Annotated in this window: 13 protein-coding genes and 1 pseudogene; 4 read left to right on the top strand and 10 right to left on the bottom strand. The window is 70.2% G+C overall.

Annotation, left to right across the window (positions count from 1 at the left end):
* Positions 1-125: 125 nt before the first annotated feature.
* From AC07AW_RS34195 to AC07AW_RS34175, 5 genes are all read right to left on the bottom strand, one after another.
* Entirely contained in the window at positions 126-686 is a 561-nt protein-coding gene (locus AC07AW_RS34195; protein WP_478819373.1) for a hypothetical protein, read from the bottom strand.
* Positions 687-1305: 619 nt separating this feature from the next.
* Positions 1306-1716 carry a PPOX class F420-dependent oxidoreductase gene (locus AC07AW_RS34190; protein ID WP_478819372.1) on the bottom strand — a complete coding sequence of 137 codons (411 nt, stop codon included), beginning with the start codon at positions 1714-1716 and terminating at the stop codon, positions 1306-1308.
* A 901-nt stretch (positions 1717-2617) separates the two neighbouring features.
* On the bottom strand, positions 2618-4237 hold the full coding sequence (locus AC07AW_RS34185) for a tannase/feruloyl esterase family alpha/beta hydrolase (RefSeq protein ID WP_478819371.1): 1620 nt from the start codon (positions 4235-4237) through the stop codon (positions 2618-2620).
* Positions 4238-4508: 271 nt separating this feature from the next.
* The gene (locus AC07AW_RS34180; RefSeq protein WP_478819370.1) at positions 4509-5285 is read right to left on the bottom strand and encodes a cytochrome b/b6 domain-containing protein; all 777 of its coding nucleotides are present in this window, start codon (positions 5283-5285) and stop codon (positions 4509-4511) included.
* The gene (locus tag AC07AW_RS34175; protein WP_478819523.1) at positions 5233-5901 is read right to left on the bottom strand and encodes a molybdopterin-dependent oxidoreductase; all 669 of its coding nucleotides are present in this window, start codon (positions 5899-5901) and stop codon (positions 5233-5235) included. The genes AC07AW_RS34180 and AC07AW_RS34175 overlap by 53 nt, the downstream gene beginning before the upstream one ends.
* Before the next feature lie 479 nt (positions 5902-6380).
* Here AC07AW_RS34175 and abc-f point away from each other — a divergent pair, with 479 nt between their 5' ends.
* From abc-f to AC07AW_RS34155, 4 genes are all read left to right on the top strand, one after another.
* Positions 6381-8015: a ribosomal protection-like ABC-F family protein gene (gene abc-f, locus AC07AW_RS34170; RefSeq protein ID WP_478819369.1), complete on the top strand. Its 1635-nt coding sequence runs from the start codon at positions 6381-6383 to the stop codon at positions 8013-8015.
* Positions 8016-8094: 79 nt separating this feature from the next.
* Positions 8095-9777 (top strand): ABC-F family ATP-binding cassette domain-containing protein, encoded by a 1683-nt coding sequence (locus AC07AW_RS34165; protein ID WP_478819368.1) that lies wholly within the window; start codon positions 8095-8097, stop codon positions 9775-9777.
* 98 nt (positions 9778-9875) lie between these two features.
* Positions 9876-10439 (top strand): CGNR zinc finger domain-containing protein, encoded by a 564-nt coding sequence (locus AC07AW_RS34160; protein ID WP_478819367.1) that lies wholly within the window; start codon positions 9876-9878, stop codon positions 10437-10439.
* 456 nt (positions 10440-10895) lie between these two features.
* Positions 10896-11453, top strand: coding sequence for a hypothetical protein (locus AC07AW_RS34155; RefSeq protein ID WP_478819366.1), 558 nt, complete (start codon positions 10896-10898; stop codon positions 11451-11453).
* 391 nt (positions 11454-11844) lie between these two features.
* On the opposite strand, the gene AC07AW_RS34150 is transcribed toward AC07AW_RS34155, so the two are convergent.
* The 5 genes and pseudogenes from AC07AW_RS34150 to AC07AW_RS34130 all read right to left on the bottom strand — a co-directional run.
* Complete coding sequence (locus AC07AW_RS34150; protein ID WP_478819365.1) at positions 11845-12447, bottom strand: GPP34 family phosphoprotein; 603 nt, start codon at positions 12445-12447, stop codon at positions 11845-11847.
* Positions 12444-13883, bottom strand: a complete 1440-nt coding sequence (locus tag AC07AW_RS34145) for a dihydrolipoyl dehydrogenase family protein (protein ID WP_478819364.1) — start codon at positions 13881-13883, stop codon at positions 12444-12446. Before AC07AW_RS34145 ends, AC07AW_RS34150 begins: the two co-directional genes overlap by 4 nt.
* A gap of 578 nt (positions 13884-14461) precedes the next feature.
* Complete coding sequence (locus AC07AW_RS34140) at positions 14462-14890, bottom strand: Ohr family peroxiredoxin (RefSeq protein WP_478819363.1); 429 nt, start codon at positions 14888-14890, stop codon at positions 14462-14464.
* A gap of 349 nt (positions 14891-15239) precedes the next feature.
* Positions 15240-15362: a LuxR C-terminal-related transcriptional regulator gene (locus AC07AW_RS34135; protein WP_478819522.1), complete on the bottom strand. Its 123-nt coding sequence runs from the start codon at positions 15360-15362 to the stop codon at positions 15240-15242.
* Between the two features lie 708 nt (positions 15363-16070).
* Positions 16071-16391, bottom strand: a pseudogene (locus AC07AW_RS34130) (transposase); the annotation flags it as partial.
* Between the last annotated feature and the right edge of the window lie 96 nt (positions 16392-16487).

The following is a 16487-nucleotide window of genomic DNA, read 5'->3' as shown; positions in this document are numbered from 1 at the left end:
GCCGCCCGCTCATGGAGTGCGCGGGCCGTGCCGAGCGGTCGAGGGCGCCTGCGGCGACGCTTCGCTGTGCCGCGTACTCAAGGCGCCCGCATTCCCGTGGTCGGAATCTGCGAGCGTGCGTCTGTTCAGAGGAGTTCTGCGAGGCCGAAGCTGAGCAGCCCCGCGGCAAAGGATCCGAGAAAGGTCCAGAATGCGGTCCGGCCGAACGGGAGGGCTCGGACCGCGACATTGAATTGCTGGCTCTTCTCTATCCCCCCGGGGGAAGGGCGTCGCCCGGTGATGAGGATCAGCCCTCCGCCCACAAACATGCCGAGAGCGATGAAATTGATGGCGGCGCCCCCTGCCCACGACGCGGCATTCGACTCCATGTAGATGGTGCCATTGTCCCGGACCTCTATCCGGTCACCTGGCTGCGCCTCGTCGCTGGCGAGCTCGTGCTCCGGGTCGAAGTCCGAGCCGTCGGCGGCGCTGAATTCTCCCCAGCACCGTCGGATCTCGTGCCGGTCGTCGGCTTCACGGTCACGGTCGCTGTACGAGACGTCCACCCGGCAGTCGGCTACGGTCAGGGTTCCTCCCGTACCGGCCAGGCCCACCGCAGTGGCGAGGGTCTGGACCCCATACACGCCTATGAGTACGCCAAAGAGGGCCATGGCCAGACCTATGGCACGGGTGGTGATTCGAGACATGGTGCAGGAGAATACAGCGCGCGCAAGGAAGCGGAACCACCGCCTCCGCCCGTCTCACCTGCGCATAGGGCGCTGGCCGAGCCAGAGGGGTGCCGGTGTCGCCGCGGTTGACAGGCTTGCCCACGGGCCCTGAGCTGCGCGAACGGGACATGTCCGGTTTGGGGGCCCTACCTCCCGCAGGACTTGCGGTGCACCCCTCGATCCACCGGTTCAGGCAACGCTTCAGCCGCCCTGCAGTGCAACCCGCCTCCGGCTCTGCAGGCGAGGGGCGCTGGTCGGTCAGGTGGGTAGTTCCCACACAGCCGCTTCGAGTCTGGCCTGGCCGCCGTTTCCGGTGCCGGGTGTGAGAACCCGACTCGGCCAGCGGCGACGTCTGCGTGCGTTGTCCGAGGTTTGCGTTCAGGAGGTCGACGCACTTTTGGCGGTCGGGAGCCCCTGGACCGTTGAACGCGACGATCGTATTGCCGACGTAGGTCCTGGGATCGCAGCTGAGCCGGCAGGCCAGTCCGAGGTCCCCCAGCGGTGCCCGCTGCGGCAGGAGAGGATCCAGGAACCAGCCCGTCGTCGGGCTCCTGCTTTTAGGCGCGAGATCGCGAGCTCAACTCGCTTTGAACATCAGTCAGTCGGCGAAGGTGCCGACCAGCCGCTGCGGGGTGATCCTGACGACCACCCGCACCACCTCCGGCGGCAATTCCAGGTACTCCTCGCCGGCGCCGGGCCCCTCGTACTGCTCGGCCAGGGCGACGGCCAGCTTCCGGCCCAGGTCCTCGACCACCGTCGCGGCACCGCGTACCTCCAGGTATCGCAGCGGGTCAGCCCGGTCGTAGACCGTCAGGCTGACCCGCGCGTCGCGCTCCACGTTGGTGACCTTGCGGCGGCCGGCGGCCGAAGAGAGCAGCAGGTCATCGCCGTCCCGGGCGACCCAGACCACCGAGGTCTGCGGGCTGCCATCGGGGTTAACGGTGGCCAGCACCGCGGGATTCACATCGTCAAGAAGCCTGCAGGCGGCATCGTTCAACTTGATCGTCACGCCCGCGACCCTAGCCAGGCCGCCAAGCGGTGTCGACCAAGATATCCCGTGCCGATGCGCACGCTGGACACCCCTACCGACCAAGATCGCGAACCGCAAGACCCAGGCTCATCTCATTCCGAAACGATCAGTTATTGGTTGTTGTCGTTCCGATCTTGAGGGGCGCGCGTCGAACGGGAGTCTCGATCGGGTGATCGCTGCTGGCCACGGGCATGAAGGCAGGGCCTCTTAGTAGCTCGGGGTTGCTCAGTCAACCGAGATCCAGGAGACGCGTCGATGACCCTGCTCATGACGCGCCGCCTTGCCCCGCCACACCCTGGGCGGAGGTGACCTGGCCCGGCTGCCGCTCGGCCGGCTGGCCCCGTGCCAGTCGGCACTCGCTGCTGGCCGACCTGGTCGCGGACCCGCACCAGTGTCCCGGAGACCTCCTGCTGTCCGCCCTGGCCGTCGTACGTGACGAGGTGGGAACCGGCCCTCCGAGGAGGACATGGTGGGCACGGCCTTGATGCTGGTTGCCCCGGGCCACGCCTCCTGTGCGACGCGATGCCCGGCCGGGCGCCCGCCCTATGACCTTCGGACACGGCATTCACCAACCGTCTCGCCGCCACACCGGCCCACCTGGAGGCGACCGTCACCTACGGCGCCTGCTCCCCCGCATCCGCGAGCTGGAACTCGCCCGCCGGGTGGACTCGTTGGAGTGGATCAGCTCCGGCATCATCCGCGGCATGCCCTTCTTTCGCCCCGTTACCGCGTCGGCTGGCGGGAACCATCGCGCGCAAAAGCGTCCCGGCCCGCGCCACAGGGCGCGGACCGGGACGGAATGGAGGGATAGACGCGTCAGACGGTCCGGGTACTCATGGTGGTGCGGCCTTTCTCAGGTCAGACGTCGTCGCCGCCCCGGTCAGTGCCGGGACGGGGAGACGCAGCGGAAGCTGGAGGCGGCGGCCGGGTCGCCGAGGCCGGTGTAGCGGGACACCTTGGGGTAGCTGCACAGGTCGCGGGTGACCTGCTCGCCTTCGGCGTTGATCAGGGTGGCGGGCAGCGTCTTGGGGGCCTTGCCCTGCTCGACCCAGGCGGTCAGGGCGCCCAGGTCGTCGGTCGTGCCGTCGCCCTGGTTCAGGCCGCAGTGGACCGTGCCCGGGGCAAGGAAGAGACGGTAGAAGTCGTCGACCCGCTTGACTCCGCCCATCTCCCGCTCAACCCGCTGGCGGTACTGGACGGTGCCCTGGGCGGGGATGAACTGGTCGGCCTGGCCGTGCCAGGTCAGCAGCTTGCCGCCGGACCTGCGGAAGGCGGACAGGTCGGGCTCGTCCGTGCCGATGATCTCGCCGTACTCGGCCTCGGACTGCTTGAAGAGCTGCGCGAACTGGCTGTAGGTGACCTTCGAGAGGTCGAAGGACGGATCCTTCGCCACCCAGAGCCTGACCCAGTCGGCGGGCACCGGGAACGGCGCTCCCGTCACGTTGCCGTCGGCGTCGGGCGTGTTGATGCCCGCCAGACCCGCCAGGTCGGCTCCGATCGGGACGCCGGGCCACAGCTTCTCGCCGGAGGTGGTGCGCGGGCCGTCCCAGATCTTGCGCACCACGGCCGCGTCGGCCGCCGTGATCGTCAGCTCCCTGCCTTCGCACACGACCTTGGTGCCGATCAGGCGGCGGGGGTCGAAGTCGCAGCGGGCCGGGTCGTTGACCAGGCCGTCCTTGACGCCGTCGAGCGGGTCGCACGCCTTGACGGCGGCGCCGGTGAAGGCGGCGAACTCGCAGCCGGTCGGGTAGGTCTTCTCGTTGTTCATGACCACCTGCGGCCACAGAGTGGCGACCTCGTACTCGGCCCAGCTGATGGCGGGCGCCTTGGCGAGAATGCCGTCGTAGTCGTCGGGGTAGCGCTGGGCTTCCATGTAGCCCTGGCGCCCACCGGTGGAGCAGCCGTTGAAGTACGAGTAGGAGGCGCGCCTGCCGTAGACCCCGTCGACGACCGCCTTGCCGACGACCGCCGCCTCGTGCTGGGAGCGGGAGGCGAAGTTCTTCAGCAGTGCGGTGTTGACCTGCCCTTCGCCGTTCAGCGCCCAGCTCGTGTCGAGGACGTCGCCGACACCGCCGTCCGTCGTGGTCACCGCGTAGCCGTTCTTGACCGCGGTCCCCATACCGACACCGTTGTCCCCGACGCTGTACGCGGCGCCGCCGAGCGCCTGGAAACGGCCGTTCCAGCCCTTCTCGGGCAGCCAGGTCTGCACCTTCGCCCGGTCGCCGTCACCCGGGTGAGTGAGGGTGACCGTCACCTCGCAGAAGGCCGGTACATCGGTGACCGTACCCCCCAGGATCCCGGTGCCGTGGATGGTGCCGCCCGCCTGGCGGACTGCCGTCACGGACTCCACCTTCGTGCCGGCCGGGGCCTTCACGGAAGGCGTCGAGCAGGCGAGCGGCTCGGCGGCGGGGCTGGTCGGGGTCTCCGCCGAGGCAGTCGGCAGGTACACCGCCGCGGCGAGCGGCACACCGGCCGCGAGGACAGTCAGAAGTTTCTTCATTGTTTTCCCACCCGAGAAGTAGATACGTGCCCAGAAGGAGGTGTGTGCATGGCTTCGGTAACACATGCGCACGACGCATAGCGGGGATAGCGGCTGTACATTGACACCGCTCAAGCAGGTGACGAAAGGAGATTCATCGCCTTCAGGCTTCCGATGGGACACTCGCCCTCGGCCTGGTGCCACTCTGCTCGGGGTGCACACACACCCACAACAGTCACGTGACGGTCCGCTCCGGGAGTCCTCGGCCGGGCCGCGGACAGGACGTGCTAGGTCATTCGACGGTGCCGGGGTCCCGGCGGCGAGGTGGGCGCAGTGCACCGGCACGAGCATCGACATCGGCACTGGCGCCGGCGCCAGCACCCCCAGCCCCAGCCCCAGCCCCAGCCCCAGCACGCTCCTCCCCGAGCCACCGGGAATGGTGCCGATCCGCCCACGACCGGCTGACATAGCCGGTGCGCATGCCCAGTCTCGCCTCCGGGTCCTCGAACGCCCTGCGCATGTGCCCGAGCACGACGAAGGTGATCGCCCAGGCCACGAGGTCGTGGACGAAGATCGCGCTGGTGCGGGAGATGAACGGCAGCAGTCCCATGAACCACATCAGCAGGCCGGTGAACATCATCACCAGCACCGCGCCCGCGATCCAGCCCGCGTAGAGCTTCTGACCCGCGTTGAACTTGCCCGCCGGGCGCGCCTCCGGCGAGGTCCGACGTCGGCGCACGGCCCGCATCCACTGCCGGTCGTACGCCGCGAAGCGGTTCAGCCTGCGCAGGTCCGCACGGAACTCGGCGGAGAGGAGCCCGAGCAGGAAGGGCAGCGGCAGCGAGATGCCCGACCACTCGTGGACCGTGACCATCAGGTGGCGCCGGCCGACGAGCAGGGCCAGTGGACCGAAGTACAGGCAGGCGGCGGAGAGCAGGCAGGCCAGCATCAGATAGCCGGTGGCCCGGTGGACCAGGCGTTCGGCGGTACTGAAGCGGCGTACTCGCCCGGAGGGGTCAGGCCGCGTCGCTGTGTCGGCCTTCGCCGTCGAGCCAGCCGTCGACCGCATAGCCACGCTCCTCCCAGTAGCCGGGGACGACCGCGTCGGTGACCGAGATGCCGGACAGCCACTTGGCCGACTTGTAGAAGTACATGGGGGCCACGAACAGGCGGACCGGTCCGCCGTGCGCGTGGGTGATGGGTTTGTCCTGCATGTCCAGTGCCACCAGGACGTCCGAGCGGCGGGCCTGTTCCAGAGTGAGGCTCTCGGTGTAGGCGCCGTCGAAGCAGGTGAAGCGGATGGCCGCGCCCGGGGAACGTACTCCGGCGGCGTCGAGGATGTCCGCCAGCCTCACGCCCTCGAAGGGCGTCCGGTCCACGCGCCACCCGTCGGTGCACACGACGTCGTGGACGACCCGGGTCTGGGGCATCGCGCGCAGTTCGTCGAGCGTGTAGGTCCTGGGGCGCTCCACGAGTCCGTCGACCCGCAGTTCGTAGTTCGTCCGGTCCTTGTGCGGGACCGAGCCGACGACGCTGTAGTACCGGAAGCCGCTCGGGTCGGGCAGCAGACCTGTCAGGCCTGTCGGGTCGACCTGGGAGGCGCCGGCCACAGCCTTCTCCCAGCCGCGCTGGAGAGAGGGCGCGACCGCGAGCCCCGCGGCGCCTGCGGCGAGCATGCCGAGCATCGCCCGGCGCCCCACCGGTGCACCCTCGGCACTCCGTTTCGGCTTTTCTGTCATGGCCAGTGCGCTCCTTCAGTCCACATTCACAATCCAGGTCCACGGTCCACGGTCCACACGTGTGAACAGCGCCGAACCATCATGACATCGTCACCCGTTTAACTGGTGACGATGGTGGCATGCGACACCTGTCGTGTCAACGAAGCACAGGCGGGCAACACCATGAGGAACTGCGAGACACACACACCTCGGTCACGACCTCCGGGGAGGCGACCTGCTACGCTGCGAGTGACGTTGACCGTGTATCGAGGAGTCGCAGACGTGGTGGGTGACGACGACATCTCCGGGTGAGACCCGGATGTGACGGCCACCGGCCGGTGCTCAGGAGCGCCGCCGAAGTGGTCCGTTTCGTCGTACCCCCTTTTCCCACGTCTGCCCGGGGCAGAGGTCCATGCTCTCTGCCCTCAGTTCCTTCGAGGTGCCCCATGTCCGACACCGCCATCGTCTGCTCGAACCTCTCCTTCACCTGGCCGGACGACACCCCGGTCTTCGCCGACCTGTCCTTCACCATGGCCACCGGCCGTACGGGCCTCGTCGCCCCCAACGGCTCCGGCAAGAGCACGCTGCTCAAGCTGATCGCCGGTGAACTCAAGCCCACCACAGGCTCGGTGTCGGTCGGCGGCACGCTCGGCTACCTCCCGCAGACCCTCCCCTTGACCGCTGACCTCACGGTCGCCGAGGTGCTCGGCATCGCCGAGGTGATCCGCGCCCTGGACGCCGTGGAGTCCGGCGATGTCGGCGAGGAGCACTTCACCACCATCGGCGACGACTGGGACATCGAGGAGCGCACGCGCGCACAGCTCGACCGGCTGGGTCTCGCCGGCCTCGCCCTGGACCGCAGCCTGAGCACGCTCAGCGGCGGCCAGGTCGTCTCGCTCGGCCTCGCCGCGCAACTGCTCAAGCGCCCCGCCGTCCTGCTGCTCGACGAGCCCACCAACAACCTCGACCTCCAGGCCCGGCACAAGCTGTACGACGTACTGGGGGACTTCAACGGCACGTTGCTCCTCGTCAGCCACGACCGTGCGCTGCTCGACCGCATGGAGCGGATCGCCGAGCTCGGGAGCGATGAACTCCGTTTCTACGGGGGCAACTTCACCGAGTACGAGGAGGCCGTGCGAGCCGAGCAGGAGGTCGCGGAGAAAAACGTCCGCAACGCCGAGCAGGAGCTGAAGCGGGAGAAGCGGGAGATGCAGCAGGCCCGTGAACGTGCTGATCGCCGCGCGAGCAACGCCGCCAAGAACCTCAAGAACGCCGGGCTGCCCCGTATCTTCGCCGGCAACATGAAGCGCGGCGCGCAGGAGGCCGCGGGCCGGGCCGGCCAGATGCACTCGGCTCGGGTCAGCGAGGCGAAGGCGCGTCTCGACGAGGCCGGACGTGCCCTGCGCAACGAGCAGCGCCTCACCCTGGACCTGCCCGACACCCAGGTGCCCGCCGGACGCAACCTCTTCCTCGGCGAGGGGATGCAGGTCCGCCTCGGCGACAGTCCGGTGTTCGCGGAGGGCGGCGTCGACCTGACCGTCCGGGGCCCCGAACGCATTGCGCTGACCGGTCCCAACGGCGCCGGCAAGACCACCCTGATGCGTCTGATCACCGGCGAACTCGCCCCGGACGGCGGGGAGATCAAGCGCAGCGACGGCCGGATCGCCTACCTCTCGCAGCGCCTGGACACGCTGGACCTGGACCGCAGCGTGGCGGAGAACTTCGCCGCGTTCGCCCCCGAGCGGCCCGAGGCGGAGCGGATGAACCTGCTCGCCCGTTTCCTCTTCCGGGGCGCCCGGGCACACCTGCCCGTCGGCGTACTCTCCGGCGGCGAACGCCTCCGCGCCACTCTGGCCTGCGTCCTGTGCGCCGAGCCGGCCCCCCATCTGCTGCTCCTCGACGAGCCGACCAACAACCTCGACCTGATCAGCGCGGGCCAGCTGGAGAGCGCCCTCAACTCCTACCAGGGCGCGTTCATGGTGGTCAGCCACGACGAGCGGTTCCTCGCCGAGATCGGGGTGAACCGCTGGCTGCGGCTGGCCGACGGCACACTCAAGGAGACGGGAGCCCCTGGGGTGTGAGCCGCCGGCGTGTGAAGCGGCCCGCGCCGAGGCGACCCCGCCCCGCGGGCCGACCATCGATCACGTTGGACGGTCCCCCATGCCCCAGCCCGCTCTCCTCGCCCACGATCTCGTACGCGATCTGGGCGGCCGTCGCGTCCTCGACGGCATCTCCCTGACCGCCTCCCCCGGCCACCGCATCGGCCTGATCGGGGAGAACGGCGTCGGCAAGTCCACCCTGCTGCGGGTGCTCGCCGGCGTGGACGAACCCGACGCGGGAAGCGTCACCCGCCCCGCCGACCTGGGCTTCCTCCACCAGGAGATGCCGTACGACTCCGATTCGACCATCGCCGCAGTGCTGGACGAGGCGTTGCGCGAGGCTCGCGAGGACCTCGCCGAGCTGGACCGGCTCGGCGAGGAACTCTCCCGCGTCCCGGACGGCGGCCCCGGCCATCAGGAACTCCTCGACGCCTACGGCAGGCGCCTTGAGCTGGCCCAGGATCGGGAGTCCTGGGACGCCGACCGCCGGGCGGCCCTCGTGCTTGACGGGCTGGGTCTGGGCGCGTTCGGACACCACCGCACGCTCGGCTCGCTGTCCGGCGGGCAGCGCGGCCGACTGTCCCTTGCCGCCCTGCTCGTACGACGCCCGTCGGCGCTGCTCCTCGACGAACCGACCAACCACCTCGACGACGGCGCCGCCGCCTTCCTGGAGGACCAAGTCCGCGGCCTGCCCGGGACCGTGGTGATCGCCAGCCACGACCGGGCCTTCCTCGACTCCGTCTGCACCGACCTGATCGGCCTCGACCCGGCGGTGGACGGCCCGGTCCGCTACGGGGGCAACTACAGCGCCTATCTCGGTGAGAAGCGCGCCGAGCGGGAACGCTGGGAACGGCGATACGCCGAGGAGCAGCAGGAGCTGGAGGAACTTCGTACCTCGGCCGGCATGACCGCGCACCGGGTCGCACCGGACCGGGGCCGCACCGACAACGAGAAGATGGGCTACGGGCACCGGGCGGGCCGGGTGCAGAACCAGATCTCCCGCCGGGTACGCAACGCCACGCGGCGACTGGAGGAGCTGGAACGCACCCGGGTCGCCGAGCCGCCGCGCCCACTGCGGTTCGCGGCCGGGGAGCTGGCGGCGTGTGCGGAGGAGGACGGGCAGCCCTTGGTGTCCCTGCGGGAGGTACGGGTGCCCGGCCGGCTCGCTCTCGACGCGCTGGAGGTGTCGGCGGCCGACCGGCTGCTGGTCACGGGCGGCAACGGAGCAGGCAAGTCCACGCTGCTCGCCGTACTCGCCGGGGGTCTCGCCGCCGAGGGCGAGGTGCGCAGGCGGCGCGGACTGACGGTGGGCCTGCTGACCCAGGACACCGTGTTCGGCCGGCCTGACCGCACGGTCCGTGACACGTACGAGCTGTCGCTGGGCCCGGCGCGGGCCGAGAAGGTGCCGCTGGGCTCGCTCGGGCTGCTGGGCGAGGCGGACCTGGACAAGGCCGTCGGCCGACTGTCCGTCGGGCAGCGCCGGCGGCTCGCGCTGGCCCTCCTGGTCGCCCGCCCGCCGCAACTGCTGCTGCTCGACGAACCCACCAACCACCTCTCCCCCGCCCTCTGCGACGAACTGGAGGCCGCCCTCGGCACTGGACCCGGCGCGATCGTCCTCGCGAGCCACGACCGGTGGCTGCGCCGACGGTGGCAGGGCCGCGAGGTCCGCCTTGACGCAGCGATCCGCCTTGACGCAGGACACGGACAAGGGGAGGACACTACGGCGGCCCGTTCCCTGCCCTGACCCCAACGGACCGGGTGTGACCACGCCTGACCAGGCAACACCGCCTGAAATGGTGACGATCCTTGCACTCCCCGTCAGTCACCTGTCAAGATGGTGATGTGAACCTTGATCATGTTTTCGTATGCGGGCACCCGGTCCTCGATTTCGCGGCCACCCTCCGCGCGCGGCGCTCGACCCGGTTCGAGATGTTCGTGACGCCGGAGCGGCTGAACGCCTGGTACCTGGAATCCGGACTCGTGGACACGATCACGCCCGGCGACGAGGACGACGTCCGGGCCGCGACCACCGTCCGCGAGGCCGTCTACCGGCTGGTCACCAACCGCCGTCTCGACGAGGAGTTCGACCGCGAGGCGCTCGCCGTGGTCAACGGCGCCGCGCGCAAGACACCGGTGACACCGCAGCTCACCATGGCCGGTCGGCACAACGAGGGGACCCCCGAGCAGGCCCTGGCGACCGTCGCACGGCAGGCCGTCGAACTGCTCAGCGGCCCCGACGTCCCCCTGCTGAAGGAGTGCGGCAACCCGGAGTGCACGCGGGTCTACATCGACCGTTCCCGGGGCATGCGGCGGCAGTGGTGCGGCATGGAGTCCTGCGGCAACAAGATCAAGGCTGCCGCCTACCGCGCCCGGAAGAAGACCGCGCCCGCCGCGCCCGTGCGATGACCCTCTGACCCCGGCAACGGCTGCCGGGGTCTCGGAGGTACGTGGCTCGATGGCCGCGGTGGGCGAACATGTCGCCCGAGCTCGGATGGCCACGACGTCCTCGCAGAGGCACGGGTGGTCCGTCTCCGTGTCGGCCGGCAGCGTCACGGACACCCCCTGCCCCTGGGTCATGGCTCGCCGCAGAGCGGCCAGAAGCCGTTGCGGGGGCGGTAGCGGCAGGACCTCCATGACGCGCCGGAGTCGTGGCTCCAGCCACCACAACTGGTGCCCGACATGTTCCACACGGAGCGTCATCCGGCAGTCCGTTCGGCGGGAACCTCGCTGCGCAGACACATCGGCGCCTATCGTGAAGGGTGAACATGCCCGGCGGACCGTCCGGCGTCGACACCTATCTACACGGGACCCTCGGCATGGGTAGCATGCGCAACGTCATCCATTTCGAGGGAGTGAACGGTTGTGACCAGCCAATCAGCCTCCACGCTCCGGTCGCGGTACGTGGAACAAGCCGCGTCGGACCTGGAGGAGAACCGCCGGCGACAGCAACAGCTGGCGGAACAGCTCGAGAGGTTGAAGCAGGAGGAAGCCCTCCTGTCGGACATCCTGCACCTCGCCGAGCGGTACGAGGGCTTCGCGGACGCGTCACGCCTGCCCGAGCAGTTGCAGGACGAGCCCGTGGCCGCAAAGGCTCCCTCCGAGGCCCGTTCGCGCCGCTCGGCACCGGCCAAGACCGCTTCATCGGGCGGCACGGCGAAGGCCGCCGCGAAGGGGAAGTCGCACCAGCCGCTGCTCGGTGACCTCCTGTCCGGTCTGCTCGCCGGCCACGAGGAGCCGCGCCCGGCGAAGGAGCTGCGGGACGAGCTCCTGGCGAAGTACCCGGACCGCAACCCGACACCGCAGGTGGTGCGGAACACCCTCGAAGCCCTCGTGGCCAAGGGACGCATCCGGCGTCACAAGCAGGAGCGTTCGGTCATGTACACCCTCGTGGAGCCGGGTACGGCGGGCCGCACCGACTGATCCGTCCGACGAGTTCGGCCGGCGCCTAGATCCTGGAAGGCCTCACCCGTCGCCCGTACGGCCCCGACTCCCCCGCTCATCTCGCGGCAGCCCGCACACGGGCAGCATCCGGCGGGCGGGCGGCATCGGCGTGGACGTCGGCGCAGACTTCAGTGGACGTCGGCGCAGACTTCGGCGCGGGCGTCGGCGCAGACGTCGGCGCGGTCGAGATCCTCGTCGCCCGGAGCGACACGGGCAGAGGGCGACGAGATGCGGCGTACCCGCGCAGCTCGCCCGGCCGCGGCAGCCAGGCGAGCGCGACAGCGTCCACGACACCCGGGGAGCACACCCCGTAGACATGGACCGGCCGAGCAGGCCGTTCGCTTCACTCACATGTGTACCGCGCGCCCGCTCAGTCCCGCCACATGTTGTCGAACGCGGCGTCCTCGATGTCCCGCCGCAGCCGCACGGCCTCCAGTCGCGTCACCGCGTCGCCGACGGCTGCCACCACCGTCGTGACCGATTCCCCGGTGGGGCTTTCACAGGCTTCCGGCCGCGCGTCCCCGATCCTCGCGGCCGCCATCAGTGCGGCGAGGACGGGCTCGCCGGAAGCCCGGCGTTCCTCTGCGCGGGTGCGGTGCGGCGAGTCCGCCGGCGCGGTCCGCCCGGAAAGCAGGTGGAAGCCATGGCGCCGGGGGCTCGCGAGGAGCCCGGCCCGCCCGAGGTCGTCGGCATAGGCCGCGGCGAGCTCCCTGCCGCGGCGCCACAGCCACTGCTCCACCGTCTCGTGCGGTTCCCGTCGGGCCAGCGAGGCGACCGCCTGGTCCAGCATCCGGTCGCCCGTCGCCACCCGAGGGCCGGGCACCATACGGTCGCCCTCCAAGGTCGCCGCCCCGCTCTCCAGGAGATCGATCGCCTCGGCCCCCGCGAGCGCGAGGGACAGGTCGCCCTGCTCCACTCCCTCGTCGGTCGGCAGTCCCAGGGCGATGAGGGCGAGATCGCGTGCGGTGGTCATGCGCGTCTCCCTTTCTCCAGCAGGCGCAGCCACACCTCGCTGATGGTGGGGAAGGCAGGCACGGCATGCCATAGGCGCTCGACGGGCACTTCCCCGGTGATGGCCACGGTGGCCGAGTACAGCAGTTCGCCGACGCCAGGGCCGACGAAGGTGGCGCCCACGACGACTCGGCGGTCCCGGTCGACGAGGATCCGGGCCTTGCCCCGGTAGTCGGGGCGGTGTTGGAGGGCGCCTGCGAGGTGGCCGATGTCGTAGTCGATGACGTCGACGGCGCGGCCGGTGCGCTCGGCCTCACGGACGGTCAGGCCCACGGAGGCGACCTCGGGGTCGGTGAACACGACACCCGCGACGGCCTCGACGTCGGCCGTACTGGTGTGCGGGGACCATCGACCGGTGTCGAGTTGCTCGCCCCGGGCACGGGCTGCGATCACGGCACCGGCGATACGGGCCTGGTACTTGCCCTGATGTGTGAACAGTGCCCGGCGGTTGACGTCGCCGACGGCGTACAGCCAGTTCCCCGGGACGGCGGTGACGGTCAGGCTGTCGTCGGTGGTGAGCCAGTCCCCGGGGGCGAGACCCACGGCGCCGAGCCCGATGTCTGCGGAGCGCGGGGCCCGGCCGGTAGCGAAGAGGATCTCGTCGGCGGTGAGTTCGTCGCCGTCCGACAGGGTGATCCTGACCTCGCCGCCGCGCACCCGCTCCGCGGCGACGACGGAGGCGTGGAAACGTACGTCCGCGCCGGCCTCCCGAAGACGCTGGCCGACCAGTTCTCCGGCGAAGGGTTCCATACGGGGCAGCAGTCCCTCCCCACGGGCGAGCAGGGTCACCCGGCTGCCCAGGGCCTGCCAGGCGGTGGCCATTTCGACGCCCACCGCGCCGGCGCCCACGATCACGAGGCGTCGCGGCGGCCGCTCGGCGCTGGTCGCCTCCCGACTGGTCCAGGGCCGCAGGACGTCGATTCCCGGCAGGTCGGGCAGAGCCGCGCGGCTGCCGGTGCAGACGGCGACGGCGTGCCGGGCCCTGAGACGGACGGTGTCGCCGCCCGGTGTCTCCACCGACACCTCACGGACCCCGACCAGGCGTCCGTGGCCGCGCAGCAGCTCGATGCCGGCCGACCTGACCCATGCGACCTGGTCGTCGTCCTTCCACTCGGCGGACATACGATCGCGGTGCGCCAGAACGGCCGCGGCGTCCAGCGGGTTCCCGACGGCGGGGTCGAGTCCCGGAACACTCATGGCGTCCGCGCGGAGCAGGGCGGGACGCAGCAGCGCCTTGCTGGGTTCACACGCCCAGTACGAGCACTCTCCGCCGACCAGTTCGCTCTCGACGATCACGGTGCTGAGGCCCGCGGCGGTGGTGCGGTCCGCGACGTTCTCGCCGACCGGACCGGCGCCGATCACGATGACGTCGTAGGTGCGAGGGTTCTCGGTCGTCAATGTGCCCTCCGGAGAATGGCTACCGGTCGAATGATGGGGTCAACTCCCGTGTCCAGCACCGAAAGCTCAGCGGTCGGAGACGCGGCGGGTGGCCACACGGAGGAACCACTCGATACCGTCGGAGTCCTTGAAGGCGGCGAAGGTGCCGTGGCCGGCGCGCCCGGGGCGCCGCAGGCCGGATGCTCGGTGGACGTCACCGGCATGACGGAAGGCTCCGGTCTCGTCGCGGAACGGGCCGGGATGTGTCCGAGGGCCCGAGGCCCTTGAGGCGGTCCCCCGCCGTCACAGAAAGCTCGAAGCCGACGGGCCGTACCCCGCCAGCGCCACGCTCGCCGCCCAGGCCCACACCTGCGCGCCGTCGGGCCATGCCCGCTCCTCTGCGCTTCCGGATGCCTGAGGCGGCCACTCATCGGCGGCGGCGACCAGGTCCGGGGCGGAACGGCGACACATGGCTGTCCCTGCGTATGTGTGGTTCACGGAGACCATGTCCTGCCCTCGATCTCGGTTCGGCTGGCGGGTGCGAGGAAGGGGGGTGCGGGCCCCGTGCCGGGGGATGCACGGGACCCGCGGTCACGGGGTCAGGCAGCGGCGCTGGCGTTGATCGCGACGGGGATGTTGTCGCGCGTGGCCTTGGAGTAGGGGCAGATCTGGTGCGCGGCGTGCGCGAGCTCCTCCGCGGTGACCTGGTCCACGCCGCCGAGGACGGGGCTGAGGACCGCGGAGAGGGAGAACTCGCCGTCGTCGCCGTGGGTGAGCGTGATCTCGGCGGTGATGGTGGTACTGGTGAGCCGGACCTTGCGAAGGGTGGCGGCCCGGCGCAGGGCACCGAGGAAGCAGGCGGCCCACCCGGCGGCCAGAAGCTGCTCCGGGTTGGTCGAGGTACCGGCACCGCCGAGCTCCTTGGGGAGCGCGAGGCCGGTCTCCAACAGACCGTCGGAGGAACGGACGCGGCCGCCGTTCCGGCCCTCTCCGTCGACATCGACAACGGCGGTGTAGCTGACTGCCATGACTTGCTCCCCATCTCGTCGAGAGTTCTGTGATCACCTCCGGGCCGGACACTTTCGCGTCACCGGTTGAGGTGGTGATGGAATCATGACACCTTCGCGCGTCACCAGTCAAGACGGTGACGCACACGTGTGGGGGGGCTCGCTCGCCAGGGTTGCTCGCACTGACGCCCGAAATAGCCGCCTGTCTCTTTCGACCGCTGCTCGACTTCCGGTAGGGCCGCCAGCGCTGGACCCGAGCGGGCCTTCCCACTCAGTGTGCTGCGGGACGCACCGTTCCCCCTAGGTCAGATGACTGGGCGATCGTCCGGGCCTACAGCTCGAGGTTCTGCAGGTCGAGGCGACCAAAGCGTCACGAGTCGATGCCGAGTTTGGGGAGGATCTCGTATAGGTGCGTCCCAATGGTCCGATGCAGCAGAAACGGGCGTTCGGCGATCTGCTTGTTGGTCAGTCCGGTGGCCGAAGGCGTGGCGATCTGCTGTACCTAGGCGGTCAGAGGCCCCTTGTACGGCTGCGCGGGTGCTGGTGTTCCCTGCCCAGCTCGCACGGCTGCGGTGTAGGCGGCTGCTCCGACGACCCGTCCGGTTCTGACGGCGGCCTCAACCAGGTCCAGGTGACGACCACGGCCTGCGGAAGGTAGGGCGACGGCCCCGGGCAGCCTCAGTGCGGTGGCGTGCCGGTAGGCGGCCGCGAAGGCGCCGGTGCCGAGGGCGGTCAGACTTCTCGTGCGGAATGCGAGCAACGGGGCACCGTGGGCGCCGCGGAGAGGGGCAGGCCAGCGGACGATGTCGTCGGACAGAGCGGCGCTCCTCTCCTGTGTGGCCGCCTGGCGCGACCACACACCCCTGCGCGCGCTGCAGTCTGCAGGCGAGGAAGCAGTAGCCGTGCTCCTCACGTAGGCCGAGTCCTTCAGTTGCCATTGGTACGGCTTCGTCCCAGCAGCCCACGGAGTACTGGTCCAGGCACACGTGCAGCTGGGCGGCCAGGTGCCGGTGAGCGGGTGCGGTGCCCACCCGGCCCTGTTCGACCAGGTGCAGGGACGCCTGCCGCACGTCCGCCGGCCGGTCCAGGTAGGGGCACAGCTGCCGACGCGGATGACACGGGTGGGGGCCTTGCCTGTGTCCGCCGGGAGTGCGTAAAGAGGAGCCTCGGGAAGGTCGGCCGTTCGTGCGAGGCCGCTTGGCTATCCGCCGCGGGCGAGGTTGTGCATCCGTGCGGTGCCCTGCATGGCTTGGTGGACGCCGTCGCCTTTGAGGCGGCAGTCGCGGAGGATTTTCCAGGTCTTCATGCAGGCGGAGATGTGCTCGACACGCGCGCGGACCTGTTTGTGGGACCGGTTGTGCTCTTCCTTCCAGTCCGGGAGGTCGGCCTGGCCGTGCTGGCAGCGGTGCGGGATCACCAGTCCGGTGCCCCGGTAGCCCCCGTCGGCGATCGTGGTGGTATTGCCGACGGCGGCCTTCGCGCCGGATTCCTCCCAGCCGCGGGAGTCGTGGCGGTTGCCGCTGAAGCGTGTTGCAGAAGGTGGTGTCCGGGCAGGTCAGGGCCGGGTTCGTGGCCGGTCTGGTCATGCGGCGAGGGCGAGGTTGTGCATGTGGGCGAC

The sequence above is a fragment of the Streptomyces sp. NPDC044003 genome (genome assembly GCF_056435185.1).
This window is presented reverse-complemented; position numbering and strand designations above follow the sequence as displayed.